1 pseudogene is annotated in these 261 nt (G+C 41.0%); it reads right to left on the reverse strand.

The features are described from left to right. Window positions 1–261: pseudogene (locus tag ACRHOC_RS14895) on the reverse strand (hypothetical protein); the annotation flags it as partial.

Consider the following 261-nt stretch of genomic DNA (forward strand, 5'->3'; position numbering starts at 1 on the left):
CCAAATAGACGCATTAGATTGTCTTCTAATGAAACATAGAATTGGGAACTTCCTGGATCTCCTTGACGACCAGAACGACCACGTAACTGTCTGTCAACACGACGTGAATCGTGACGTTCGGTACCTATAATAGCAAGACCTCCTGCATTCTTAACTTCATCAGAAAGTTTAATGTCTGTACCACGACCAGCCATATTAGTTGCAATAGTTACTTGGCCTTTTCTACCTGCTTCATCAACAATTTCAGCCTCTTTTTTATGT

The organism is Winogradskyella poriferorum (assembly GCF_050618035.1).
Lineage (GTDB): Bacteria > Bacteroidota > Bacteroidia > Flavobacteriales > Flavobacteriaceae > Winogradskyella > Winogradskyella poriferorum_A.